This is a genomic window from Flavobacterium faecale (assembly GCF_003076455.1).
Taxonomy (GTDB): Bacteria; Bacteroidota; Bacteroidia; order Flavobacteriales; family Flavobacteriaceae; genus Flavobacterium; species Flavobacterium faecale.
In genome coordinates this window covers 2,469,236-2,489,429 of the sequence record NZ_CP020918.1, presented here as the reverse complement: position 1 = coordinate 2,489,429, position 20,194 = coordinate 2,469,236, and the positions used below count along the sequence as shown (strand labels likewise).

18 protein-coding genes and 4 tRNA genes are annotated in these 20,194 nt (G+C 35.5%); 16 read left to right on the top strand and 6 right to left on the bottom strand.

Going from position 1 to position 20,194, the window contains the following annotated elements:
- Nucleotides 1–6: 6 nt before the first annotated feature.
- From FFWV33_RS10750 to FFWV33_RS10720, 7 genes are all read left to right on the top strand, one after another.
- Complete coding sequence (locus FFWV33_RS10750) at nt 7–1,524, top strand: flotillin family protein (protein ID WP_108740900.1); 1,518 nt, start codon at nt 7–9, stop codon at nt 1,522–1,524.
- Nucleotides 1,525–1,547: 23 nt separating this feature from the next.
- On the top strand, nt 1,548–2,738 hold the full coding sequence (locus FFWV33_RS10745; protein ID WP_108740899.1) for a tetratricopeptide repeat protein: 1,191 nt from the start codon (nt 1,548–1,550) through the stop codon (nt 2,736–2,738).
- 2 nt (nt 2,739–2,740) lie between these two features.
- Complete coding sequence (locus tag FFWV33_RS10740) at nt 2,741–3,877, top strand: polysaccharide deacetylase family protein (protein WP_108740898.1); 1,137 nt, start codon at nt 2,741–2,743, stop codon at nt 3,875–3,877.
- A gap of 160 nt (nt 3,878–4,037) precedes the next feature.
- Entirely contained in the window at nt 4,038–4,322 is a 285-nt protein-coding gene (locus tag FFWV33_RS10735; protein WP_245891485.1) for a rhodanese-like domain-containing protein, read from the top strand.
- A gap of 3 nt (nt 4,323–4,325) precedes the next feature.
- Entirely contained in the window at nt 4,326–4,637 is a 312-nt protein-coding gene (locus FFWV33_RS10730) for a rhodanese-like domain-containing protein (protein WP_108740897.1), read from the top strand.
- 354 nt (nt 4,638–4,991) lie between these two features.
- Nucleotides 4,992–5,840 (top strand): transketolase, encoded by an 849-nt coding sequence (locus FFWV33_RS10725; protein ID WP_108740896.1) that lies wholly within the window; start codon nt 4,992–4,994, stop codon nt 5,838–5,840.
- 63 nt (nt 5,841–5,903) lie between these two features.
- Nucleotides 5,904–6,857 carry a transketolase family protein gene (locus FFWV33_RS10720; RefSeq protein WP_108740895.1) on the top strand — a complete coding sequence of 318 codons (954 nt, stop codon included), beginning with the start codon at nt 5,904–5,906 and terminating at the stop codon, nt 6,855–6,857.
- A 495-nt stretch (nt 6,858–7,352) separates the two neighbouring features.
- On the opposite strand, the gene bamM is transcribed toward FFWV33_RS10720, so the two are convergent.
- Nucleotides 7,353–8,294 carry a BamM family beta-barrel-assembly machinery protein gene (gene bamM / locus FFWV33_RS10715; protein ID WP_108740894.1) on the bottom strand — a complete coding sequence of 314 codons (942 nt, stop codon included), beginning with the start codon at nt 8,292–8,294 and terminating at the stop codon, nt 7,353–7,355.
- Nucleotides 8,295–8,373: 79 nt separating this feature from the next.
- On the opposite strand from bamM, the gene FFWV33_RS10710 reads away from it, so the two are divergent.
- Both FFWV33_RS10710 and FFWV33_RS10705 read left to right on the top strand, forming a co-directional pair.
- On the top strand, nt 8,374–8,760 hold the full coding sequence (locus tag FFWV33_RS10710; protein WP_108740893.1) for an RNA-binding S4 domain-containing protein: 387 nt from the start codon (nt 8,374–8,376) through the stop codon (nt 8,758–8,760).
- Between the two features lie 51 nt (nt 8,761–8,811).
- Nucleotides 8,812–9,309, top strand: a complete 498-nt coding sequence (locus tag FFWV33_RS10705) for a phosphoribosyltransferase family protein (RefSeq protein WP_108740892.1) — start codon at nt 8,812–8,814, stop codon at nt 9,307–9,309.
- Between the two features lie 89 nt (nt 9,310–9,398).
- On the opposite strand, the gene FFWV33_RS10700 is transcribed toward FFWV33_RS10705, so the two are convergent.
- The gene (locus FFWV33_RS10700) at nt 9,399–9,914 is read right to left on the bottom strand and encodes a shikimate kinase (RefSeq protein WP_108740891.1); all 516 of its coding nucleotides are present in this window, start codon (nt 9,912–9,914) and stop codon (nt 9,399–9,401) included.
- Between the two features lie 125 nt (nt 9,915–10,039).
- Between FFWV33_RS10700 and FFWV33_RS10695 the strand changes: the two genes are divergently transcribed.
- The 4 genes from FFWV33_RS10695 (at nt 10,040) to FFWV33_RS10680 (ending at nt 10,464) form a co-directional block, all read left to right on the top strand.
- A tRNA-Lys gene (locus FFWV33_RS10695) sits at nt 10,040–10,112 on the top strand.
- Nucleotides 10,113–10,151: 39 nt separating this feature from the next.
- A tRNA-Lys gene (locus FFWV33_RS10690) sits at nt 10,152–10,224 on the top strand.
- Between the two features lie 43 nt (nt 10,225–10,267).
- A tRNA-Leu gene (locus tag FFWV33_RS10685) sits at nt 10,268–10,350 on the top strand.
- Nucleotides 10,351–10,391: 41 nt separating this feature from the next.
- Nucleotides 10,392–10,464: transfer RNA gene (locus tag FFWV33_RS10680), tRNA-Lys, on the top strand.
- A gap of 212 nt (nt 10,465–10,676) precedes the next feature.
- Here FFWV33_RS10680 and FFWV33_RS10675 read toward each other — a convergent pair.
- Complete coding sequence (locus tag FFWV33_RS10675; protein WP_108740890.1) at nt 10,677–11,129, bottom strand: Lrp/AsnC family transcriptional regulator; 453 nt, start codon at nt 11,127–11,129, stop codon at nt 10,677–10,679.
- 163 nt (nt 11,130–11,292) lie between these two features.
- On the opposite strand from FFWV33_RS10675, the gene FFWV33_RS10670 reads away from it, so the two are divergent.
- Nucleotides 11,293–12,285: a bile acid:sodium symporter family protein gene (locus tag FFWV33_RS10670; RefSeq protein WP_108740889.1), complete on the top strand. Its 993-nt coding sequence runs from the start codon at nt 11,293–11,295 to the stop codon at nt 12,283–12,285.
- Nucleotides 12,286–12,911: 626 nt separating this feature from the next.
- Here FFWV33_RS10670 and FFWV33_RS10665 read toward each other — a convergent pair.
- Nucleotides 12,912–13,958 (bottom strand): methionine synthase, encoded by a 1,047-nt coding sequence (locus FFWV33_RS10665; protein ID WP_108740888.1) that lies wholly within the window; start codon nt 13,956–13,958, stop codon nt 12,912–12,914.
- A 29-nt stretch (nt 13,959–13,987) separates the two neighbouring features.
- Nucleotides 13,988–15,040: a DUF1852 domain-containing protein gene (locus FFWV33_RS10660; protein WP_170111547.1), complete on the bottom strand. Its 1,053-nt coding sequence runs from the start codon at nt 15,038–15,040 to the stop codon at nt 13,988–13,990.
- 565 nt (nt 15,041–15,605) lie between these two features.
- On the opposite strand from FFWV33_RS10660, the gene FFWV33_RS10655 reads away from it, so the two are divergent.
- Nucleotides 15,606–16,166, top strand: coding sequence for a DUF6642 family protein (locus FFWV33_RS10655; RefSeq protein WP_108740887.1), 561 nt, complete (start codon nt 15,606–15,608; stop codon nt 16,164–16,166).
- Between the two features lie 141 nt (nt 16,167–16,307).
- On the opposite strand, the gene FFWV33_RS10650 is transcribed toward FFWV33_RS10655, so the two are convergent.
- Nucleotides 16,308–17,453 carry a formylglycine-generating enzyme family protein gene (locus FFWV33_RS10650; protein WP_245891484.1) on the bottom strand — a complete coding sequence of 382 codons (1,146 nt, stop codon included), beginning with the start codon at nt 17,451–17,453 and terminating at the stop codon, nt 16,308–16,310.
- A 491-nt stretch (nt 17,454–17,944) separates the two neighbouring features.
- Here FFWV33_RS10650 and FFWV33_RS10645 point away from each other — a divergent pair, with 491 nt between their 5' ends.
- Nucleotides 17,945–19,879 (top strand): DUF349 domain-containing protein, encoded by a 1,935-nt coding sequence (locus FFWV33_RS10645; protein WP_108740886.1) that lies wholly within the window; start codon nt 17,945–17,947, stop codon nt 19,877–19,879.
- The last annotated feature ends 315 nt before the right edge of the window (nt 19,880–20,194 follow it).

Here is a 20,194-nt window from a genome sequence, read left to right as displayed (position 1 = left end):
AAATAAATGACACCTATTATTCTTATTGTAGTGGCCGCAGTGGTCTTTTTTGCCACAATTTCGGCTCTTATTTCAAGGTACAAAAGATGCCCTTCTGACAAAATTTTAGTAATCTATGGCCGCACTGGCGGTACATCTGCAAAATGTGTGCATGGTGGTGGAGCCTTTATCTGGCCCGTTATCCAAGATTTCGCCTATTTAGACCTTAAACCGTTATCTATTGAGGCTAACTTAACCAATGCTTTGAGTAGACAAAATATCCGTGTGGATGTGCCTTGTCGTTTTACAATTGCCATTTCGACAGAAAAAGAAAGCATGAATACGGCTGCCGAAAGACTTTTGGGTCTATCACACGAGCAAATTCAAGAACTAGCCAAAGACATTCTTTTTGGACAATTGCGTTTGGTTATTGCAACTATGACCATTGAAGAAATCAACTCTGACCGTGATAAATTTTTGGAGAATATTTCGAAAAACGTAGATAGCGAATTGCGTAAAATTGGTCTAAAATTGATCAACGTTAACGTTACCGATATTAAAGATGAGTCAGGATACATTGAAGCACTTGGTAAAGAAGCGGCTGCAAAAGCAATTAACGAAGCCAAAATTAGCGTTGCTGAACAAGAAAAGATTGGTGAAACTGGAAAAGCACTTGCAGATAGAGAAAAAGATACTCAAATTGCCGAAACCCACAGAGATCGTGATGTAAAAATCGCAATCACTCAAAAAGATCGTGAAATTAGTATTGCCTCGGCTGCCAAAGATGAAGCTATTGGTAAAGCCGAAGCACAAAGAGATACCCGTGTAAAAACATCCGAAGCCAATTCGATCGCTATTCAAGGAGAGAATACAGCCAAAATTGCCATTGCTAACTCTGAGGCATTGCGTAGAGAAAAAGAAGCCGAATCGTTGCGTATTGCCATGTCTGCAGAGAAAGTGCAAAGTGCAAAAGCGTTGGAGGAATCCTATTTAGCAGAACAAAAAGCCGAATTGGCGCGTTCAGAAAGAGAACGCTCTACCCAAATTGCCAACGTTGTAATTCCGGCAGAAATTGCCAAACAACGCGCCATTATTGAAGCACAAGCAGATGCTGAACGTATTCGTGAAAATGCAAAAGGAGAAGCAGATGCAATTTTTGCAAAAATGGAAGCCGAAGCAAAAGGACTTTATGAAATACTAACCAAGCAAGCCGAAGGTTACAAACAAGTAATTGCTGCTGCTGGTGGCGACCCATCTCAAGCCTTTCAATTATTGTTGATCGAAAAATTACCTGAATTGGTTCGCACACAAGTAGAAGCTGTTAAAAACATCAAAATTGACAAAATCACTGTTTGGGATTCTGGAAATAATGCAGATGGAAATGGGTCTACAGCCAACTTTGTATCTGGTATGATGAAATCTGTTCCGCCTTTGAATGATTTATTCAATATGGCTGGTCTTAATTTACCAACTATCTTAAAAGGTGATGATGTAACAAATACTGAAGTTACAGCTCCTAAGAAGGATAATGAAATCAAAGAGTAATTAAATCATTGTTATAAAAAATCATGAAATCAACAGTTATCAAAGCATTATTCATTGCTATACTTACAACAGTTAATGTCTATTCACAAGAAAAAACACAAGTACAAATTCTGAGTGCAGTAGTCAAAAACCAAAAAATTCAAGGAGCTGAAGTTATTTTTCAGAAAAATGGTGAAACCTCTATCAAAACCATTACAGATGGAAACGGAATGGTTAGCATTCCTAGAATATTTGATGGTGTAGATGATAGCAACGTTACTTTAATTATAAAAAAATCGGGCTACTCTACACTAGTAACCAAAGGTCCTGTCAACAATTTAACATATGCCCTTAGTCCAATAATGGAGCAACTTGACGGAATGAGAATTGTACTTAGTTGGGGGGCACAACCATTGGATTTGGATTCGCATATTTCATATCCTGGTAACCACATTTGCTACTATCATAAAACGGGTGCCATGGCAAATCTTGATGTTGATGATACCGATAGTTATGGACCAGAAACCATTACAATTGAAAGAAAACAACCTGGCCAAAAATATATTTATGCCGTTCATGATTATAGCGACAAAGATACTAATTATGGAAATCGCCTTTCAGATGTAAGTGATGCTCGTGTTTATGTCTATATCGGTAACACTCTTATTCGTTCTTACAAAGTACCTAAAAGACAAAGCGGTAATATATGGGTTGTATTTATGGTTGATGAAAATGGCTCGTTTCAAGACGTTAATAAATTCTATGACGCTAATCAATGGGAAGGTGTTCGCTCAGAACTAGAAGTCTTAAGAGGAAAAAGTAACATAACTGAGCGCTCAGCTATAAGTCAAACAGACATTTCGAAATCGAATGATGTAAATAAAAGAGGTGAAAATGCGTATCATGCTAAACAACTAGAACAGTCTGTTGCTTACTACCAACAAGCTATTAATCTCAATCAAAATAACGGTCAAGCATATAGTAACCTAGGCCTTTCTTTTCAAAAATTAAATCGGGTTGCAGAAGCAATTTGGGCCAACCGAAAAGCAGTAAGTTTAGCTAATGGCCCATCTGCAAATGTGGTAAAAGCAAGCTCGTATTACAATATTGGTAGAATTTATGAAAAAAAAGGACAGTGGCAAGATGCTATGGATAATTTCACCAAAGCCTCCCAAAACAAAGCAAACCCAACGTATGATAATGCTATTAATCGAATGAAACAAAACTTGAGATAATAATGAAACAGCAAGTTCAAATTGCTTTTCTAGCGGTTTATATACTTTTTTTTTCGAATGCAACTGCACAAGTCAAGGTGGGAAAAATAGACGGTTCTTTATGGACTGCAAATTATAACTCAGTGGATGATTTTGATTACGCATCAAAAATGGAAATTTTGGTTTATGTAAAATGTTTTATGGAATTAGAAAGCCTCAAAGACATCGAAGCAATAAAGTCCAAATACAACATTAAATCGGCTAATTTGAATTCGTTTGAAAATTGGAGAAAGGAACAAATTCATTTGATTTTACAAAACCTACATGCTATAAAAAGTAACTCAATATTAAGTAAAACAGTTGCTATCGACAAAAACTGCACTTGGCAAGAGGTTACAAAAGCAATAGTGAGTATCGAAAAAAATATTCCGACTAATCTGAAAGCATGGTATGCAGACGCAATTGTTTTTAACCGACAATATGTAAACGAATTGGCTCGATTGGCGTTTTTGTTTCCAAGACCTTCAAGCGAAGTATTGACAATAGCTCCAAACGAAATTACTGGAAACAACTATAAGGACAAAGAATTTTTGTTAACTTTTGATGATGGACCAACTCCAGCAAATGGAAATACAGACAGATTAATGTCGACCTTAAAAAAACAGAAGCTTAATGGTGTGTTCTTTGTTCTTGGAGAGTCTTTACAAAACCGAATCAATGCTTCGTCTAAAGAAAGAGTCGCTACTTTATACTCAGGTAACAAAATTGGATCACATGGAAAAATTCATAAATCCCATCAGTATTTAAAGGCTTGGCAAGAATCTTTGGATTTTACTACTTCGGCTATACAGAAACTAAATAATGGTAACAATAAAACCAACTATTTCCGTCCGCCTTATGGGCAACGCACTGTTGAAATTTCAAAATATCTAAGCAAAAGTAACGGCTCTATCCTGCTGTGGAATATCGACTCGCAAGACTGGAACTCCAAAATAACAGCCTCTGAAGTTTCGGACAGGGTAATTGCCTTAATGCTTTTATGGCGTAAAGGAATTATTCTTTTTCATGATGTGCACTCAAAAGCTAGTGACGCCCTGCCAATTATAGTAGATTCACTAAATGGCTCAGGAGTACATTTTATCGATTCAAATAAACTATAGAAAAACCTAAGTTTTGAATACTGTTAACCAAAAAGTCTTGCCTTGGCAAGACTTTTTGATTTAAAAAAATCAATGTAACTTATGTTACTAAAATATCCTTACATAGGTTGTATTTTTGCTCTAGAAAGAATATCACTATCCGCAACACCTAATAAAAACAATGATGGAAATAGAGAATTTAATAAAAGACAATCAAGGAACTATTGTAGATGTACGCTCCTTTGCAGAATATTCAGGAGGTCATGTAGCAGGATCAATCAACATTGTTTTAAATGACATCCCTGCACGAATGGAAGAAATTAAAGCTTTGAAAATGCCCTTGATTTTATGTTGTGCCTCTGGAAATAGAAGTGGACAAGCACAACAATACCTTGCCCAACAAGGAATAGAATGCTACAATGGCGGTTCTTGGATGGACGTTAACTACTATCAATCAAAAAAATAATAAATGATCAATTTTATCAAAAAAATATTCGGAATAGGGCCTGCAGTCGATTTTGCAACACTGGTTAAAGATGGAGCGCTTATACTCGACGTCCGCAGTCCAGCGGAATACAAAGGCGGACACATCAAAGGTTCAAAGAATATTCCGTTGAATGAGTTGTCTTCTCATCTTTCGAAAATGAAAAAAGACAGTACCATCATAACTTGTTGTGCATCGGGCATGCGAAGTGCTTCTGCAAAAAGCATTTTGAAGTCCAATCAATTTACCAATGTTTACAATGGTGGTGGTTGGTCAAGTTTAAAAAGCAAGCTTTAAGCTTGACAAGTAATTCCTTTGAGTATCCGATATATTTTGTGTGATTTTTTTCTTTTATTTCGAAAATAATTTTCAGGAAAACAAAACCTTGTTACACAATCATTTTCAATGGTTTCCACCATAAAGTTGGTTAGTTTTTATTCGAAAAATATACACGAAAAAAGGTGCCTACTTGAGATTACTCCTTATTAAAAATTCGATAAAAAATGTACTTGAAATTTACATTTTTACACCAAAAAGCCTCTATTATGGGGCTTTTTTTGTTTGATATATAAAAAGAAACAAATTCCAAAATCATTTGCCTCACGAGAAAATAAAATTTACATTTGCAATAGTTTAACTTTTACACACACAATGAAGCCTAACACACAACAATTAAGCGATTTAACGATCCAAGTAAGAAGAGACATTCTTAGAATGGTACATGCTGTAAACTCTGGACACCCAGGAGGATCTCTTGGCTGTACTGAATTTTTAGTAGCCCTATACCAAAACCTTATGGAACGTAAGGAAGGATTTGACATGGACGGAATTGGAGAAGATCTTTTCTTCCTTTCAAACGGACATATTTCTCCTGTTTTTTATAGCGTTTTAGCAAGAAGTGGCTATTTCCCAGTATCAGAATTAGCGACTTTCCGTTTGATCAACTCAAGATTACAAGGACACCCAACTACACATGACCACTTACCTGGTATTCGCGTAGCTGCTGGTTCATTGGGTCAAGGTTTATCTGTTTCAATTGGTGCGGCACAAGCAAAAAAATTAAACAATGACAACCATATTGTTTACGCTTTAACAGGAGATGGTGAATTGCAAGAAGGTCAAAACTGGGAAGCAATTATGTACGCCTCTGCTAAAAAAGTAGACAACTTGATCGCAACAGTAGATTTGAACGGAAAACAAATTGATGGTACAACTGATGATGTATTGGCAATGGGTAGCCTTCGTGCAAAATTTGAAGCTTTTGATTGGGATGTTCTTGAAATTAAAGAAGGTAACAACCTAGAAGCAATTATTGCAGGTATGAATGATGCTAAATCTAGAACTGGAAAAGGAAAACCAGTTTGTGTTTTACTACATACTGAAATGGGTAACGGAGTAGATTATATGATGTACAGTCATGCTTGGCATGGTAAAGCACCAAATGATGCACAACTAGAAAATGCTTTGGCACAAAACCCAGAAACTTTAGGAGACTACTAAATAGTCAACAGTATCCAGATTTTAGTATTCAGCGATGAATGCGTCACCTTTTTAAAATAAGAAATGAAAAAATATATAAATACAGGAAGTAAAGATACCCGCTCAGGTTTTGGAGTTGGAATGACTGAATTAGGTCAAAAAAACGAAAATGTAGTTGCACTTTGTGCTGATTTAATTGGATCATTAAAATTTGATGATTTCAAAAAGAACCACCCAGAGCGTTTTTTCCAGATTGGTATTGCTGAGGCAAACATGATCGGAATTGCAGCTGGTTTGACAATTGGAGGTAAAATTCCGTTTACAGGAACTTTTGCTAACTTTTCTACAGGTAGAGTTTATGACCAAATTCGTCAATCGGTAGCTTACTCTGACAAGAATGTAAAAATCTGTGCCTCACATGCAGGATTGACATTGGGAGAAGATGGAGCTACACACCAAATTCTTGAAGATATTGGTTTGATGAAAATGTTACCAGGAATGACTGTTATCAATACTTGTGACCACAATCAAACAAAAGCGGCTACAATTGCATTAGCAGATCACCATGGTCCAGCTTACTTGCGTTTTGGACGTCCGGTTGTGCCTAACTTTATGCCAGCAGACGAGCCTTTCGTAATTGGAAAAGCAATCGTACTTAATGAAGGAACAGATGTAACTATCGTTGCTACTGGACACCTAGTTTGGGAAGCTTTAATCGCTGCTGAAGCATTAGAAGCTAAAGGTATTTCGGCTGAAGTAATCAACATTCACACGATTAAACCATTAGATGACGAAGCAATCTTAAAATCGGTTGCTAAAACAGGTTGTATGGTTACTGCTGAAGAGCATAACATACTAGGAGGTCTTGGAGAAAGTGTTGCTAGAGTTCTAGCCTTAAACAATCCTAAACCACAAGAGTTTGTTGCTGTTCAAGATAGTTTTGGTGAGTCTGGAACTCCTGAGCAATTAATGGAAAAATATAAATTGAACAATCAAGCTATTTTTGCAGCTGCTGAAAAAGTAATTGCAAGAAAATAACCACTATTTTTATAGCTTAAAAGCCGCTACTTCTTGAAAGTAGTGGCTTTTTTTTTGTTATTTTTTAGTTTCAAATACAAGATCCTTTTCACCTTATACAAACTTAGACGGATTATTAAAAAACTGAATGAGTTGTAGAAATAGTATCAGCTTGAAATGATCGAAGGGTTTACAAAGTAACTCCTTAGTCATTAAAAGAAAGTTTTAGATAAACCTTCACGGCTAAATAAGGATAACAAAGCTTGGTTTAAAAATAATGCCTTATATCGCTTCATATTATGCTATGCACATTTGTTGTCTATATACACATTTTGCGTGAGTGATAGGAGCCAGCTACCAAAGTAGCGCGGATAGCACGACAGCAAGCAAAGGCAAGGGCGTATATGCGCAAACTGCTTTGCCCTTGCCTTTGCTTGGTGGCACGCCCACAAGAGAAAACTAAGAGCAAAAAAAATCCCGTTTCTGATTGAAACGGGATTCTTTTAAATTTTATTATTACTTTGGAATGCTATTTTTATCAAGGTAATTACTTCCTGCTGCGATTTCTACTTTGGTACTATAACCATCGCCATCATCGTCTAGATCTAAGAAGTTGGGTACTAAATCTCCATCTGTATCATCAAGATTTGTTGGTACAACAGGATAATCTGACGGGTACTGTAAATAAGTGTACATATAACCGTCACCGTTAATATCCTCATCAACAGATAAAATTCCATCTCCATCGTGATCAAGTCGTTGGAGAGCATATAATTTAAAACTAAATATAAGTGGTGCATAGCCTGGAATTGTTGAACTTCCTGAATTGTAATACGCCAGTCCAGACGGAATAAACATGATTCCTGCTCCAAAATTGTTATGCACTACTGCTCCATTAACTCCCTCAGAAGAAGTACCTGTTTTGAATTTCGGCAATATTTCAGCTCTACCTCTAACTATATCAGTAAACAAATTAAACATCGACTGTGGAAACTTTACCTCTTCAAAAAAGGTGGTAGTTAAGGTGGTCAAATCAGATGCTGTTGTTTCTGAAAGATATTGTCCTTTGTATGAAACTAAAACATTATCCACATTAGTTGGTGACTGCCCTGTACCTTCTCTCAAAACAAGATAATACATTTTGTATGTGATGCCGTGTAATTGCACAGGTCTCGTTAGTAATTTTGGAAAAGTAGTACTATTTAAATAACTATAAATAGAAGGTTGTCCTGCAGTAATTTTTGCAAAAACTACATCTTGGTCGGTTTGATCGCCAGGAGCTTGCGTAATAGTAATGTAATTGGTTTTTAAATACTCTTCGATCATTACATTCTCTGCTGTAAACTGCTCTTGATAATCCCTTAGTGGAGTTATCGTAATGTTATTATCATTTTTCGAACAGGAAAATAAAAGTACTGTTGTAAGTGATAGAATAAAATAAAACTTAAATTTGTTCATTATAACTAATTTTTAAGTGCGCAAGATACAATATTGATTTATTTTTGTAAACTATTTAACTCTGATTTTATACACTATTATGCGAATTGACAAATTTTTGTGGTGCGTACGTTATTATAAGACCCGAAATATGGTAACTGAAGCCTGTAAAAAGAATCATGTTACTGTAAATGGGCAAGTTGCAAAACCCTCCAAAGAGGTGTTTCCAACAGATAAAATAACCTTTCGAAAAGACCAAATTATACAAGTTATTACGGTACTCGATATTCCGGATAGCCGCGTTGGTGCCAAACTGGTTGATATATACAGACGCAATGACACAGCACCCGAGGTGTACCAACATCTTGAACTATTAAAACTATCGAAAGATCATTATAGAAAAACAGGAACAGGAAGACCTACCAAAAAAGACCGTAGAGATATTGACGAATTTGGCAATGATATTCCTGATGAAGACGAGGATTAAAGAATCTATTCCATCCTACTGTTATTAATTTTACTAAACTCACATCAAAAAATGAGCAAAAATATTATACTTACCCACCAAGAAATACAACATAAAATAAAACGAATTGCGTATCAAATTTACGAAACCTTCATAGATAGTGAAGAAGTAGTTTTGGCCGGAATTGCTTCGAATGGTTATATTTTTGCCGAAAAAATTGCCAAAGAACTCCAAGTAATATCCAGTTTAAAAGTAAGTTTGTGTGAGGTACATATTGACAAGCAAAATCCGAAAGAAGCAGTAAAGACCTCGTTGACCAAAGAAGAATATTCGAATAAGGGATTAATTTTAGTAGATGATGTCTTGAACTCTGGTACCACTTTGATCTATGCTGTGCGACATTTTCTTGACGTACCCTTAACAAAGTTCAAAACTGCGGTACTAGTTGACCGTAATCATAAAAAATACCCTGTAAAAGCCGATTTTAAAGGTATATCACTCTCTACCTCTTTGCTAGAGCACGTACATGTAATCTTGGACGGTGATGACAATAGTGCGTATCTTAATTAAGCAACCACTATTTATGCATACAAAAAAGGCACAAAGTGTTCGCTACAATAGCGACAGTTTGTGCCTTTTTTGATACTGATGCCCTATATCTAAACCATAACCTTCATAATATCGCTTACAACTTGATCTACCGATTGATCTACCGAAATAGTGTATTGTGCTTGATTATAAAAATAACTGCGCTCAAAAAGATGAATAGCTATAAACTCGCGCATCTCCTCATCAGACTTTGACGCTATCAAAGGCCTTTGTGCTTTACCTACCAATAAACGTTTGTATAACGTATCAATCGAAGCTTTGAGATAAATTGAAGTTCGCCCCTCACCTATTAATAAAGTATGGTTATTGGCATAGCATGGTGTACCCCCGCCCAAACCAATTATAATTTCTTGATCGTTTGCTAGCAGTTCTTTGAAATAATTGTGTTCAACTTTTCTAAAATAGATCTCTCCTTTGGTCTCAAAAATAGTTTTGACGGTCATTTTTTCTTTTTCCTCAATATAGTTGTCCAAATCCACAAACGGAATTTGTTTGATTTTGGATAGTGACCTTGCTATTGTTGACTTTCCGGAGCCCATATAGCCCAGTAGTATAATTTTATTCATATTTTAAAGCATTGCAAATTAAGTGTTTAAAAAAAACATTGAAAAAAAGACAAATTTAAAACATTTTTTCTTGGAAAACTCTAAATAAAGTCCTTATATTTGCACCCGCAACAAGGAAATAACTTGACTCGATAGCTCAGTTGGTAGAGCACATCACTTTTAATGATGGGGTCCTGGGTTCGAGCCCCAGTCGGGTCACATATAGTGATTCAAAATTAAATTATTTCCTTTAGCATTGACTCGATAGCTCAGTTGGTAGAGCACATCACTTTTAATGATGGGGTCCTGGGTTCGAGCCCCAGTCGGGTCACAAAAGGTTGTTCGTTTTACGAATAACCTTTTTTTTTCTTTTCGGCCACGTGGAGAAACGGTAGACTTGCCATCTTGAGGGGGTGGTGCTCGTAAGGGCGTGTGGGTTCAAATCCCACCGTGGTCACATAAACAACCTGTTGAAAAGGTAGATTACATTGAAATATTGACTCGATAGCTCAGTTGGTAGAGCACATCACTTTTAATGATGGGGTCCTGGGTTCGAGCCCCAGTCGGGTCACAATAGGTTGTTCGCTTTGCGAGCAACCTTTTTTTATTTAAACCAAGCACAGATACGGTAGGCTCGAGATTAGAATTTGTAAAGTGGAGGAAATTAAAGATTAGAAAGCTGGCTTCACAAAACGACAGTTTAAATAATCCATTCTTAATTCTATCTTTGATGTTCATTTTCATTTCCAAATAGCAATTTCAAGTAGGCAGTTCATATTCAAACTATCCATACATATTCTTTATCTCCGCCATGACAAATGTGCTATGGGTGCTACCAATACTTTTAACCGCCCCTAGTTTATTAAAAACAAAATCTTGATAATGTTTCATATCCTTTGCAGAGACTTTCATTAAAAAATCGTAATCTCCTGCAATATTATAGCATTCGACAATTTCTTCTATTTTCATAATATCAGCAACAAACTGATTTCCGATATTTTTATCGTGCTGTTTCAGTTTGATGTTACAAAAGACAATGAATCCCCTATTTAGTTTTTCTGCGTCTAGCAGGGCTATATATTTTTTAATATAACCACTTTTTTCTAATCTTTTGATACGTTCAAACACAGGAGATGCCGAAAGGTTTACCATCGCGGCAAGTTCCTTTACAGTATATTTAGAATTATTGTGAAGAATATTTAATAACTGAAGATCTATTTCGTCTATCTGCTCCATAGAATATTTTGCTTAAAAAGGTTCATTTAATTGGTAAATCAAGAATAATAATCTTCAAATATATTAAAAACAAACACTAAAACCTTATTTTAATTAAATATAAGATTTTATGACCTGTAAAACTTACTTTTGCAGTATAAAAATCTAAAAAAGCAACATCACCTTGAAGAAATTATTAAAAGCATTAAGTAAAGTAGGTTTTGACAGTTTCCTGTTACTGATAGGCGCCATGATTCTATTAGCTTATTTTTTCCCGATGCCAGGCATGATAAAAGAACCTGTTTCTCTAGAGGAGATTGCCAATGTAGGCGTGTCCTTCATTTTCTTGTTTTATGGCTTACGACTAAGTGTTGAGAAACTAAAAGCCGGACTTGTCAATTGGAGAATGCACATTGTCGTACAGTTGACAACATTTTTATTTTTTCCGCTCCTCGTTTTGGCCTTTCGCCCCTTGTTCATCAATACCGAGTACGAGTTGCTTTGGTTAGGAGTATTTTTTCTAGCCGCTTTGCCGAGTACAGTTTCCTCATCGGTAGTCATGGTTTCTATAGCCAAGGGTAATATTCCCGCAGCCATTTTCAATTCGAGTATCTCTAGTTTGATCGGAGTAGTCGTTACACCGCTCTGGGTTGGACTGTTCATAGCTTCTGCAACAGGCGATTTTGACGTTACTCAAATCTTCATTAAATTAATTATTCAAGTAATATTGCCAGTCATCATTGGTATCAGCCTCAATTCTCGTTTTGGTGCCCTAGCCGAAAAATACAAGAAACAACTGAAACAGTTTGATCAAGCCATCATTCTTACCATCATTTACACCTCTTTTTGCAAGTCATTCTCCGAACATATTTTTGAAGGCTTCACCGCTCTTGAACTTGCCGGACTTGCGGCGGCAATGATGACCTTATTTTTGGTTGTCTTCTTTTGTGTGGGACTGCTCAGTACCTTGTTTGGCTTTTCTATCAAAGACCGTATTACCGTTTTATTTTGCGGATCCAAAAAGTCACTAGTACATGGTACCGTCATGTCAAAAGTGCTCTTTCCGCACAGCACCATAACAGGTATCATATTATTGCCGCTCATGCTGTACCATGCCTTGCAATTGACGGCCGCCAGCATCATCGCACAGAAGATGGCTCGACGAGACGAAGAATAATGTTTTTATGCCTTATGCTATTTTAGTTTTATAAAAAGCACTTAGACGTCATTGAATAGAATATTAGAAGAAGTTTATTGAAATTCGTTTCAGTAAACTTCTTTTTTATTTATGAAAATTTAAAAAAGTACCGTCTGGTGTTTTTCAGTATTTAAAAGAGTAAGACTATCTGCCTTGTTGTCTAAAAATAATGCTCGCAGATTTTACAGATTCAGCTGCTTTTAATAGCAACAGATTTGCCAAAATCTCTTAAATCTGCATGCTGTTTAAATCTTGGTACAAATAACGGATAGCCCTATAAAAGATGATAATACAACCTCAACAAAATCAAAACAATCAATTTTTGGAAAGCTGAAAGGAAACTTATAAATCATAGGTTCAGAAAAAAAGTAGAAACAACTCTTTAAATCGGTCTTTTTATTCTAAAAATATGTAGATTCCTTTAACTACAAAGCATTAAAAAAAGGCAACAAAAAAAGGCAGTGAAAACTGCCTTTTTTATCATGTATATGCATCAAACTTATTGGACAACAGTTGTTACTCACAGAACCAATGTCTTCTTAAAATTGACATGTATCTAAATCAATAGTGAGTAAAAATCATAATCATTTGTATAACTACGATGCCTAATCAATACATTGTGACGAAATACCAAGTTCTTGGCGTATAATCTCTGCTCCTGCGCTTAAAGCACTTAACTTACCGCTAGCTACGCTTCGAGATAATGGAGCCATACCACAATTTGTACTAGGATAAAGGTTTTCGGCATCTACAAACTCTAGCGCTTTACGCAAGGTGTCCGCTATTTCTTCAGGTGTTTCGATAGTATTCGTTGCTACATCAATAGCACCAACCATTACTTTTTTACCGCGTATTAGTTCCATTAAGTTATAAGGTACATGTGAGTTATGACATTCTAATGACACAATATCAATTTTAGATTTTTGAATTTTAGGAAAAATTTCTTCATATTGGCGCCATTCTGATCCCAATGTTTTTTTCCAATCATTATTCGCTTTTATCCCATAGCCGTAACAAATATGGATAGCAGTTTGACATTTTAAACCTTCAATGGCTTTTTCTAGTACTGCCATTCCCCAATCGTTTACCTCATCAAAGAACACGTTAAATGCAGGTTCGTCAAACTGGATAATATCTACTCCTGCATCTTGAAGCTCTCTTGCCTCCTCATTAAGTGCCTTTGCAAATTCCCATGCCAATTTTTCTCGGCTTTTGTAATGGTCATCATATAAAGTATCTACCATTGTCATCGGACCTGGTAATGCCCATTTTATAGGCTTTTTGGTCAGTGTACGTAAAAATTTAGCATCATCTACAAAAACTGCTTTTTGACGTCTAACTTGATCCACAACAATAGGCACACTCGCATCATAACGATCTCGAATTTTTACGATTTTACGATTTTCAAAATCGACACCGCTTAAATGCTCAATAAAAGTTGTTACAAAATGTTGACGGGTTTGCTCACCATCACTAATTATATCAACTCCTGCTAATTGCTGTTCTTGGAACGAAATGCGCAAAGCATCTTGTTTTCCTTCAATTAATTGATCGCCTTCTAATTTCCAAGGGGACCAAAGTTTTTCGGGTGGTGCAAGCCAAGAAGGTTTTGGTAAACTTCCAACAATTGACGTTGGTAATAATTTTTTCATAATAGAATAAATTTAGTATGTTGTATTAATTAGACAGCAAAATTGGCAGACCATTGCTCAAGAATATCTTTGTAAGGCTTAATAAAATGCTCTTCGGCATACTTACCCTGTTCAACAGCAAGTCGGTTGCGCTCTTCGCGATCATAAACCACGCGAGTTAGCGAATAATCTTCGTGTTTAAGACTTGGTTGATAGATTTCACCTGCTACTGAATTTGCATTGTAAATTTCAGGTCGGTAAATCTTTTGGAACGTCTCCATCGTGCTGATTGAGCTGATTAGTCCAAGATCAGTATAATCAGTAAGTAAATCTCCTGCATGATAAAAAGCCATCGGTGCCACACTGTTCGAAGGCATAAAAAAACGAACCTTTAATCCCATTTTAGAGAAATATTCATCAGTTAGAGAATATTGGTCCTGTTGGTACTCAAAACCCAGAACCGGATGCTGATATTCAGTACGAGTATAGGTTTTGTTGCTCGATACACTTAGGCAAATGATCGGTGACTTTTTAAAGTGCTCTTTGTAAGTATCTGAACTCACAAAGCACTTATAAAGTTTACCGTGTAAATCACCAAAATTTTCAGGAACACTAAAGCTAGATTTGTTTTTATTATGCTCTATCAATAAAACACTGAAATCATGATCTCGTACGTAAGAAGAATAATTATTTCCGGCAATACCATCGATATACTGGTTAGTCTTACGGTCAAAAATATTCGTTTTTAAAACTTCAATCATCGGCAGGTTGTTACTACCATTCTTATCATCAATACTCATCGTCACGGTGATGATTTCAAGTTTTACAAGGTACCGATCCCCTTTTGGATTATCCAAATGAGCCAATGCATTGAATCGATTGTTAATCATATTTAAGGCATTACGCAAATTTTGTTGGCGATTTTCTCCTCTAGCCAAATTTGCAAAATTGGTAGTAAGACGGGTTTTACCTGAGGGGTGATAGTTTTCATCTAAACAAGTACTTTTTAGAGCGAACACAAAATCATTCCCCATTGTATTGTAGGTTTCTTCAATATTTTCCCTGTCTTTTATTCTTAAATCTTCCTGTGTAATCGCTTTCATGAGATAAAATATTTAGTATTTTTACCTTGCAAAATTGAAAATAAAAGATGAATTATTCTAGTTTTAAATTAAATTCAGATAATTATTCTTTTTATAATATTTTTAAAAGATTTTTAATCTTCTCACAAAGATACTATACGAAAAAACAGATAATTTAACTTTAGAGAACTTAGGTTTTATCGTGTATTTACCTATAAAAATATGGCAAAAGGTTACGATTCTTTTCATTCTAGTAGTCAACTATTGAAGATCTTACCAGTCAAATTGCTTCCGAAAATCATAGCTTGACTTACTTTGCCGCTTTTATTTGCAAACCTATTTTGACCTTGACGAAATTTATCGTTTGCTTTTAATTCGAAATTGAAATGCCGTTTAAAAGCTTTACCTGTTCTAATTCATGATTCGAAAATTATGTCTTTGGTTTCCCCATTATTAAAATCATAAGCGACAACCACAATCAACTTCTTACCTCAAATGTTATAAGATTTTTTTATGATAATTGTTCCACTCTATTTCTCCGTGAAATCATATTTTTGTAACACCAATCACAGCAAAGTAATAAAATATGGATCAAGACAAATTTATATTCTGTCTCGAAGCAGTAGAAGACGTCGAAATAGAAACAACCACACAAACCCTTGAAAACCTTGAAGAACTGGCATTCAATCAAGGGATAACTAGCATACATAAAACCTGTGACACCATCGAGGGTCTTGAAGAAAGTCTGCAAGCTTTATTATATGATGATCACAACTTTAAGGATTATGAGATTATTTATTTGGTGATGCCCGGCGGTGCCAACAGCATCTGCCTCAACAATTACTACTATAGTTTTGAAGAAATAGCCGAACTGTTCGAGGGAAAATTAAAGGGTAAGATTCTACATTTTGCCAACACCAAACTGGTCGATTTAACCTTAGACGAAGCACAATACTTTTTGGATGTTACTGGCGCAAGCGCTGTGTCTGGATATGGCACGACCAACACGCAATTCTCTAGTCAAACTTTAGATAATGTTTTCTTTAATCTATGTCAAGACGAAGACGACCTAAGAACAATTGTCGAAGACCTACACCACAAACAGTACGCAATGTGTAAGTTGCTGGACTTTAGGCTTTATTATTAAAATTTCGACCAAAACTTATAATAGCGTCGTCTATATTCTTTTCGAAAAATATAAAAATAAGGAGTCAAAATTATAGTTTCATAAAAAAAGCCTCAAAAACAAATTGTTCTTGAGACTCTTACTTTTATATTGTCTTAAAAATTACTTAGCACATCTAAAACCAAGGTGATTGGCACCCGATTTTATTTCGCCATTTCCTCTTGTTCCTACCATGTAACGGCTACAATAGTCGCTTGTACATAAAAATGAACCACCACGGTGTACTCTTTTTAACTCATTATTTCCAGAGGTATCATAAGGAGCTGTTTCTGGACCTTGTGGATTGCGCACCACTTTTCCGTCAGCGCTACTCTCTGCATAATAGGTTTCACTGTACCAATCTTGCGCCCACTCCCATACGTTTCCACCTACATCATACAATCCATATGCATTAGGTTTGTATTGCTTAACTGGTGCAATACCCACAAATCCATCCTCGCCAGAATCGCCTTTCTCTACAGGAAAAGTTCCTTCATAGATATTAGCCTGAAATTTACCATCTACTTTCAAGGTGTTTCCCCATGCATACAAATCTCCTGCATTTCCACCACGAGCAGCAAACTCCCATTCTGCTTCGGTTGGTAAACGTTTTCCAGCCCATTTTGCATAAGCAACGGCATCTTCATAAGCAACATGAACAACAGGGTAATTCCCTTTTCCTTTTAAATCACTTGAAGGACCTAGTGGATGTTTCCAATCTGTACCGCCAACGAAATCCCACCATTGCAAGAAATTATTCAAATCAACCTTTGATGGTGTAGGTTTAAAAATAGCTGACCCAGCGATTAAATACTCTTCTGGAACATTTGGTAAATCGGCCGTAGTTGGTTTTATTTCTGCCACTGTTTTGTAACCCGTAGCTTTTACAAAAGCTGCAAATTGATCGTTTGTAACCTCTGTCTCATCCATATAATACCCATCTACATATACACGGTGTATAGGCGATGCGTCTTTGGTGATTCCTTTAACGCTACACAAACTCTCATCGGATATATCGCTACCCATGGAGAATTCTCCACCAGGAACCCAAACCATTCCTGCAGGAGCGGGCGTAGTAGGTTTATTATTTTTATTTTCAATAGTTGGCAAATACAAAGTTTTACGATCTGCTGTATGATCATCTTCGCAATCTTGCGCTAGTTCTTTTGTGGTTTTATTTGCAACAGTACTGTAACCTGCATAGGCAATGCCTAAAACAGATAGGGTTACAAGCACAATCAGTCCGGTCTTTTTTTGTTGTTGGTTCACAATGCTTTTTTTTTGGTTTATAATTTAATAATGTAGAACAAACAAAGTTCTACTTTTCTACTTTAATATACTATGATTTAGGCAGTTTTTAACATTTTTAACTTACATAATCGTAAAAGAATCATAGCACTTACAATCCCTATTTACGGACTTTTGAGTGCTAGACTTACTTCAGAATTCAGTTTCGAATTCAGTTATCCGTTCCTACTTCTAAACCAATAATTAAGGAATAACTTTAAGTAATTAAAAGTTTAGACTCTGTATTCGGCTGATGGTTTAACCAACTCCTTTTTTAATTCGAAAATAAATCTTCTAACGACTCGCTACTGAATACAATTATTATTTTCGAATGTTAATCCTACGGCAGCCAATTCCATTTAAAATTTTAGTTTTGATATAAAACCAATCGAAATGCACGAATTGTTTTGTATTTTAACCACTCTTCACTATCTTTCGTGTTCAAATATTACAAACCTTAAAACATTGAACCAATGTTAGAAGAACAACATGATAACCTGCAAGATGCAGATGGAAAATTAAGTACTGACTCAACGGAATCAACTACCAACACCAATGAGGCAGATGCTCCTCTGGCAGCTGATGAAAATGTCAATCAAAGCGCGTTGAACGCCATTGACGAGTCAAATGCCGAAGAAGGAGAAGATGCTAGCTTGCGAGATCGTCACGATATTCCGCTACTTGATTATGACACCTTATCAATGGAGGCCTTGGTAGACGAGTTACAGTCACTTATTGCTACCGATAAAATAATGTCGATCAAAGAGCATATTGACGAAATAAAAAAATCGTTTTTAGCAAAATACTACCATTTTATCGAAGAGAAAAAGGAAGAGTTTCATGCCGAAAACCCTGATAGCACCGAAGATTTTCAATATCATTTGCCTTTAAAAACTACATTTGATCACCACTATACTGCTTACAAAAATAAAAAGAACGCTCATTTTAAAAGTTTAGAAACCAACTTAAAATCAAATCTAGAAAATAGACTTGCCATTGTTGAGGAATTAAAAGAGCTTTTGAATCCGCAAGAAAATATCAAAGACACCTTAAAACATTTTAATGAATTAAGAGAACGTTGGAAAACTGCAGGTCCGATCCCGAAGGACAAATACAACCACGTTTGGAACAATTACCACTTTCATGTTGAGAATTTTTACGACATCTTACACCTAGACAGAGAAGCGCGTGATGTAGATTTTAAACACAACTTAGAACAAAAACAAAAAATTATAGAACGTGTTGCTATCTTGGCAGAAGAAGCTGATATCAATAAAGCTTTTAGAGAGTTGCAAGATTTGCACCGTATCTGGAAAGAAGATATTGGTCCTGTATCAAGAGAACATCGTGATGCTATTTGGAACCAGTTTAGCGATTATACCAAACAAATTCACGATAAACGTGAGCAACTTTTTGAGAAACAAAGAGGAAATGAAGTTGAAAACCTCAGCAACAAAAAATTGATCATTGCCGAAATTGAAGTTTTGGGTACTGAAAAAATGAGTTCTCACTCGCAGTGGTTGGTACAAATTGAAAAAGTTGAAGCGCTACGTGCTGCATTTTTCAATGCCGGAAAAGTTCCTGCGGACGTTAACGAAGAAACTTGGGCTGCTTTTAAAACTGCTGTTCGAAATTTTAATGCTTTTAAAAATTCGTTTTATAAAGACATTAAAAAGGATCAAAACGATAATTTGGCCAAGAAAAATGCATTGGTTGCTAAAGCGATTGAATTGCAAGATAGTACTGATTTTGCTGCTACGACACCTATTATGAAGCAAATTCAGAATGAGTGGAAGCAAATTGGTCATGTGCCTAGAAAATATTCTGATAAGATTTGGAAAGAATTTAAAGCGGCTTGCAATCATTATTTCGATCAATTAAAAGAACACAAAAACGAAGAAAACGCAGAAGAAATTGAAGCTTTCGAAAAAAAGAAAGCCTATTTGGAATCGCTAAGAGAATTTGAATTAGTAGGTGATCATAAAACAGATTTGGACGCCATTAAAGCACATATCGAAAACTGGAAAGCTATTGGTCGCGTGCCACAACAGCGCAGACATATTGAAGGGAAATTCAATAAAATTCTAGATGCCTTATTTGACAAATTAAGTTTGAGTAAGAAAGAAGGTGAAATGATGCGTTTTGCAAATCGTTTGGATAATTTATCTGATGCCAACGATACACGTAAAATTGAAAATGAAAAGATTTTTATTATTCGAAAAATAGATGAAGTACAAAACGAAATCTTTCAATTAGAAAATAATATTCAATTTTTTACTAATACCAAAAATGCAAAAAAAGAGAATTCTATCGTACTTGAAGTTCGTAAAAACATTGCAATACACAAAGAAACACTTGATACCTGGAAAGAAAAATTAGAGCAATTGCGTAATTTGAATAACGAATAATTTTTCAAAGGTCAATTTCAAAGGTCAATTTCAAAGGTCAAAGGTCAAAGGTCAAAGGTCAAAGGTCAAAGGTCAATTTCAAAAATTAAATTTTTTGAAATTGATTTTTTTTATTTACCTTTTTTAAAATTGATTTTTGCTTGTTGACTTTTGATTTTTGATTTTTGCTTGTTGATTTTTGCTTGTTGATTTTTGCTTGTTGATTTTTGATTTTTGCTTGTTGCCTTTTGCTTGTTGATTTTTGACTTTTGAATATGACAATTATCATTTTTAGTCTGTAACTACTACCCTATTTTTGACTTTAGAAAAATGAGT